Origin of the sequence: Synechococcus sp. R6-10, from assembly GCF_047461815.1 — a bacterium.
Taxonomy (GTDB): Bacteria; Cyanobacteriota; Cyanobacteriia; order Thermostichales; family Thermostichaceae; genus Thermostichus.
Genome location: NZ_JANSHW010000450.1, coordinates 1 through 4,625 on the forward strand (window position 1 = coordinate 1; position 4,625 = coordinate 4,625).

Annotated in this window: 4 protein-coding genes and 1 pseudogene; 3 read left to right on the forward strand and 2 right to left on the reverse strand. The window is 58.6% G+C overall.

Annotated elements, in window-relative coordinates; all coding sequences use genetic code 11:
• Position 1: 1 nt before the first annotated feature.
• The gene (locus NW837_RS11995) at positions 2-364 is read left to right on the forward strand and encodes a phosphomannose isomerase type II C-terminal cupin domain (RefSeq protein ID WP_414331811.1); all 363 of its coding nucleotides are present in this window, start codon (positions 2-4) and stop codon (positions 362-364) included.
• A gap of 51 nt (positions 365-415) precedes the next feature.
• Here the strand turns inward: NW837_RS11995 and NW837_RS12000 are convergent, their stop codons facing one another.
• Together NW837_RS12000 and NW837_RS12005 are read right to left on the reverse strand one after the other, a co-directional pair.
• The gene (locus NW837_RS12000; protein WP_414331813.1) at positions 416-2,860 is read right to left on the reverse strand and encodes a M48 family metalloprotease; all 2,445 of its coding nucleotides are present in this window, start codon (positions 2,858-2,860) and stop codon (positions 416-418) included.
• 202 nt (positions 2,861-3,062) lie between these two features.
• Positions 3,063-3,509: a Fur family transcriptional regulator gene (locus NW837_RS12005; RefSeq protein ID WP_011433855.1), complete on the reverse strand. Its 447-nt coding sequence runs from the start codon at positions 3,507-3,509 to the stop codon at positions 3,063-3,065.
• A 386-nt stretch (positions 3,510-3,895) separates the two neighbouring features.
• Between NW837_RS12005 and NW837_RS12010 the strand changes: the two genes are divergently transcribed.
• On the forward strand, positions 3,896-4,276 hold the full coding sequence (locus tag NW837_RS12010) for a hypothetical protein (protein ID WP_414331816.1): 381 nt from the start codon (positions 3,896-3,898) through the stop codon (positions 4,274-4,276).
• A gap of 63 nt (positions 4,277-4,339) precedes the next feature.
• A pseudogene (locus tag NW837_RS12015) lies at positions 4,340-4,625 on the forward strand (D-alanyl-D-alanine carboxypeptidase); the annotation flags it as partial.

Here is a 4,625-nt window from a genome sequence, read left to right on the forward strand (position 1 = left end):
GATCGAGAGCAATGCTGAAAGTCGGCCTTGGGGGAGCTTTACAGTGCTGGAAGAGGGCCCTGGCTACAAAATCAAGCGGATCGTGGTTTTGCCCAAGCATCGCCTCAGCCTGCAGTTGCACTACCATCGCAGCGAACACTGGATCGTCGTTGCCGGCACCGCCAAGGTCACCTGCGGAGACGAAGAAAAGCTCATTACGGCCAACCAATCCACCTATGTGCCCCCTTGCACCAAGCATCGTCTGGAAAACCCCGGCGTCATCCCTCTGGTGATTATTGAGGTGCAAAATGGCCAGTACCTGGGCGAAGATGATATCGTCCGCTTCAGCGACGACTACGCCCGCGTCAACGGTGGGCAAAAGTAGCCAATCTCAAATGGCCTAGGCAAGCTTTTGGCTACTGAGGATCGGGATCCTCTAGAACAGCAGCATTGCCAGCAGGGCAACCACTAACAACAGCACAGCCCACATAGCCTGCCAGAAGGGATGGTAGCTGGTGAGTAGTTGGCCATGGCGGGTTTGGAAGCGGGCCAGATCCAGGTAAGGGGCCACCCCCCGTCGGAACCACCCCACCGCGGATCCCTCTTGGCCGATCAACCCCCCTGCCTGGTACGCCCCGAACAGGAAGTTGCCCAGCGGCCCAAAGCGGGAAGCATAGCGCAGGAAGATCATCCCTGTCTCATCCTGGAACTTGAGATCGGAGCCAAAGCGATAGCCCGGATCCCCTCGCCCGATCACCCGCCCTTCCAACTGCATTGGCAGCCCACGCAGAGGGCTGGCGTAGGGATTGCTCATCGCCTTCAGCACGGTCAACGCCGGCGGGTTTTCCAGACTGGGGTACATCACCGTCATCTTCAGCAGCAGGCCCAAGCCCACCCCCATCAGGGTCAGCCCGGCAAACATTTCATAGAAGCCCATCCGCAAAGCCGGGATCCCGAGCAGCGCCCCCACAATCGCCCCCAGCCACTCGGCGTTCAACAGCAGTATATCCAGCAGAAAGTTCCCGTAGAGCTGCTGCCGGTTGAGCTGCTTGCCCTGGGCTACCACACTGGCCATATCGAACTCCACCGGCAGATCCAGTTGCTCCGCATAGGTGCTCAGCGCCCGTACCCGTTTGCCCGTGAGGGGATGGGTGGAGTTCAGCTCCATCCACCAGGCCCAAGGGTTAAACAGATCCCACAAAAATACCCTGCCCACCTGGCCGGGATCCGAGGCAACCCGGTAGGCCGTCCCCGCCGTAACAGCCGCCTTGGCATCGTAGATCCCCAAAGCCCGCGTTCCTTCCAGTAGGCGAGCACTGCGCTGTCGGGTTTCCTCATCCCGCTCCCGCTCTCCCTCTTGCACAATGCCGTAGGCAATTTTCACCAAAGCCCGCGAGAGCCCATTGGGGTTGCCGGTGGTTTCGGCAGCAAAGTGGTCGGCAAAGTACTCCCGCACCCGCGACAGATACAGCAACAAGTAGGAGCCGGCCACATAGAAAAAGTAGGCGACCAAGGCCAGGGAGCGGAGGCTGCCCCTTTTGCCGTTGTCGCGCGCATCCCGCATGTAGACGTAAAGAAGGTAGAGAATCTGCACCAACGTGGAAGCCAGGGTCATGACGGCGAAATCCCAGTGGATCACATGCCCCAGCTCGTGGGCATAGACCGTAGCCACCTCTTCATCTTCCAAGTAGGTGAACAATCCTTCGCTGACAACAATGCGGGCCGTGTCCGGCAGGCTGCCATAGGTGAAGGCGGTGGGGTTTTGGTCGCGGATCAGCCCCAGCTTCGGCTGCTTCAGCTTGTACTGTCGGCAGACCCGTTCAATGACCTCCGCACTCTCTGGGCTGCGACGCCCGATTTCCGCCAAGCTCGCCCACTCGGTGCCATAGAGGCTGTGCTGGATCCAGTCCATCAGCCAAGGGGACAAAAAGAAGATCAGGGCATTGAAGGCGAGGGTGAGCAGAATGGCGAAGATGAAAGAGCCCAGAGAGAATCCCCCCTCTAAGCTGCCCAAGACGGTCAGGAAAAGCACAAACACCATACCGAACAGCAGGCTCAGGGTCACACCTGAGGCCGCCGTCAGGTTGCCGGCAAAGCTGGCCAAAATCAGCGAGACCCCCACCTGAGGCGCGCGGTAGCTGCGCTTGGTTTGCCCAATTTTGAGACCTGAGGTGGCGGGATCCAATTCCGCTAGGGTGCGGCTGGGGTTGGAGCAATAGCGGCTCAGCCAAACGCTCAGTAGACGCAGCTCGTGAGGATTCAGGCTTTTCAGAGGCTCCAGCCACAAGGCCGCTTCCACCGATAACATCACCGTCGAGACGGCGCTGGGATTGCGAAACAAGGTGGGCAGGAGGGGCAGAACCTCCTGCTTTTGCCCAGAAGTGAGGCCGTGAAAACCCAAAACCGCCTGGCGGAGCAAACCAGGCGGCTGAGGAAGGTCGGCGGTAAGCAACTGGCGATCGCTGACAAAGCAGTAGCGGCTTAGATCCGGACTCTCCGGGGACTCCGTCCCACTGACGGGTTCGCGAGAGGGTCGCGTAGCGGTAAAGTGCTCTGCACTGCTAACACGACCGGGATCCACCTTGTCTGTCGCCGGCTCCGGATCCAGCCTCACCTGAGTTTTCCAGTCGGCAGCCTGCTGGCCCATGGGGCGGCTGTAGAGGGCCAACCGTTTGACTTGGGGGTAGCGAGTGGGAATCGCCTTCTGGAACCAGGCCGTCAACTCCTCATAGTTGAGAGCAAGGCCGGCAGGGCGGTTGATCATAATGACGAGGGCATAAGCCTTGGGACTCTCCTGGAGCGGTTGGGCTTTGGCCTGTAACCTAAGGCGGGGATTGGCCAGCGCCTGCTCCAGCCACTGCACCACTTCCTGTTCGTTCATGGCCCTCTCCCGGATCTAGTGGGGTGAAGAAGATCAACTATTCATCAACCATTCAACTGTTGCCTCGGTTGCCGACTGCCGATTGGCCTCACGGGAGCTATTCTGGCATTTCCTCCCGTTGACGGGATCCCCATCCTCCTACCAGCCCAGTACAGTTCCCCTTCTGGGAAAGCATGAGAACCTGAGCTTTGGGAATTTTTGGCTACAAAATCGAGCGCTGCCCTTCTGGGCTGATACCAATAATGGTGAGCTGGCAATCCAACACTTTGAAACCGTACTTTTCTGCCACCTTCTGGGTGATGTTAAGAATGGCGTTGTTTTTGAACTCGATCACCTTGTTGGTCTTGACGCACACCAGATGGTGGTGGTGGTGGGGGGCCGGCTGGTTGATCTCGTAATGTTTGTGCCCTTCGGTCAGTTCCAGTTCTCGCAAAATGCCCATGCGGGACATCAGCTTGACGGTGCGGTAAATGGTGGAAAGGCTAATGTTGTGGCCTTCTTCCCGCAACTTTTTGTGCAACTCCTCCGCGCTCAGATGCGTGCCCTCAGGCAAGTTTTGAAACGTTTGCAGGATGATCTCCCGCTGCCGAGTGGCTCGCCAGCCTTTGGCATTGAGCTCTGCCTTGAACGCCTCTTCGGTGTAGACCATGATGCCGCTCCTCCGCTGTTGGGCAACGTCGCCGTAACAGTCAATAAGTTCTGTAATTGATAATAACTTCATTTATGACGACACCACCCGACTTGGTTGCTGAAGACTGGTTGCTGAAGACATTGTTCAGGCTCAATGGACAGGCTCAATAGAACAAGCTCAATAGAACAGGGACGCAACTGAGGCGCATGGGCTGCCGGGAGAGCCTCGGGAAGGGTGCGGGAAACCCAATCCCTCATCCATCCGGGATGAGCTAGCCTACAGAGCAGAGCCATGTGGCGGACTGTTTCTGGTGTTCGGGCGCGCCTAGGCTAACATACTCAAGAAAAGGCCCGCGGCATCCTGACAGCGTTGGCAAGCGTAGTGATCGGGGAAGGAAAACGAAAATGCGGTTTGAGCAGCCCAAAACCTATTCCATTTCTCTGGGTGGCTGGGGGTTCTGGCTGGGATCCCTGGCGTTGGCAGCTTTGCTGACCAGTATCGGGCTGGGGTGGCTGGTCACTGGATTGGTGGCCCTGTTGCTGCTTTTGCTGTCCTTGCCGGTGTTGGTGCTCCTGGCCTTTCGCTGGTGGGCGCGCCGCTGGATCACGACGGATCGCTGCCCGGTGTGTGGGTCGGAATCGCAAGCCATTGAGGGCAGCCATTTCTTTTGCCCCAATTGTGGAGAGCCGCTGTTTGTTGCAGACGGACGTTTTTATCGGCAAACACCCCCCGGCACCATCGATGTAGAGCCTGTGGAAGAGGGTGGCTGGGAATTGACGAGCTGAGGGATCCGTCCCCTCCACCGTTGGGATGTTCAGAGGGGGCTTCCCGTGAAACGCGCTATGCCTATGGCAGGGGAACCGCGCCGCCATCGCGAACGACATCTGTGGGGCTGGCCCGGTAGGCGGCTGGTTTCGAGCTGGGTTGGGCTGCTCTCGGCGGCCACTCTGTTGCTGAGTTTGTCTCCCACTTCTCAGGCGACGGAGCAGGGATCCCTGCAACCTCAGGTGGAAACTTATCTGGCTCAGTTGGCCGGTCGGGGGTTTTCGCCCACAGCTCAGGGGGTTTGGCTGCAGATGGAGGATCCTTCGCCTCAGCGGGACAGAATCCTTGTTTTGGGACAGCATCAGGGAT